Genomic DNA, 1200 nt, shown 5'->3' with positions numbered 1-1200 from the left:
AGGTGATCACTTCGCCTGCCTGCGTCACAGTGGATCCGTTGTCGGATTTGCTGATGCTCAAGCCTGCATTGTTGTCTATAGGTGTCTCAATCTCTGTCTCGCCCTCTGGATCTTCACCTTCTGGGTTTGGATTCTCTCCTTTTACAAAGGCTGTGTTCAACACTGAGCCAGAATCTACATCTGACTGCGTAACCGTGTAGCTGGTCTCTCTAACCACTACCTGACCCGGTGCCAATGTTCCGACATTCTCTTCAAAGCCTGTCAATGGATCTGTGATCACAACATTTCCTATMGTCACATTACCTGTATTCGTTGCCGTCAACGTGTAGGTGATCACTTCGCCTGCCTGCGTCACAGTGGATCCGTTGTCGGATTTGCTGATGCTCAAGCCTGCATTGTTGTCTATAGGTGTCTCWATCTCYGTCTCGCCCTCTGGATCTTCTCCTTCTGGGTTCGGATTCTCTCCTTTTACAAAGGCTGTGTTCAACACTGAACCAGAATCTACATCTGACTGCGTAACCGTGTAGCTGGTCTCTCTAACCACTACCTGACCCGGTGCCAATGTTCCAACATTCTCTTCAAAGCCTGTCAATGGATCTGTGATCACAACATTTCCTATAGTCACATTACCCGTATTCGTTGCAGTCAACGTGTAGGTGATCACTTCGCCTGCCTGCGTCACAGTGGATCCGTTGTCGGATTTGCTGATGCTCAAGCCTGCATTGTTGTCTATAGGTGTCTCAATCTCTGTCTCGCCCTCCGGATCTTCTCCTTCTGGGTTTGGATTCTCTCCTTTTACAAAGGCTGTGTTCAACACTGAACCAGAATCTACATCTGACTGCGTAACCGTATAGCTAGTCTCTCTAACCACTACCTGACCCGGTGCCAATGTCCCGACATTCTCTTCAAAGCCTGTCAATGGATCCACAATCGTTACGTTTGCTATAGTCACATTACCTGTATTCGTTGCCGTCAACGTGTATGTAATCACTTCGCCTGCCTGCGTTACAGTGGATCCGTTGTCGGATTTGCTGATGCTCAAGCCTGCATTGTTGTCTATAGGTGTCTCAATCTCCGTCTCGCCCTCTGGATCTTCTCCTTCTGGGTTCGGATTCTCTCCTTTTACAAAGGCTGTGTTCAACACTGAACCAGAATCTACATCTGACTGCGTAACCGTGTAGCTGGTCTCTCTAACCGCTA

Annotated in this window: 1 protein-coding gene; it reads right to left on the bottom strand. The window is 48.5% G+C overall.

All coding sequences use genetic code 11. The features are described 5' to 3' along the window. Positions 1-1200 (bottom strand): CLIPPER-2 domain-containing protein (locus MM213_RS20670; RefSeq protein ID WP_241414779.1); only part of this gene is annotated, 1200 nt, incomplete at both ends.

It is taken from the genome of Belliella alkalica (assembly GCF_022549785.1).
In the GTDB taxonomy this organism is placed as follows: Bacteria; Bacteroidota; Bacteroidia; order Cytophagales; family Cyclobacteriaceae; genus Belliella; species Belliella alkalica.
Note: the sequence above shows the minus strand (reverse complement) of the source record. Positions and strands in the feature narration are given on the sequence as shown.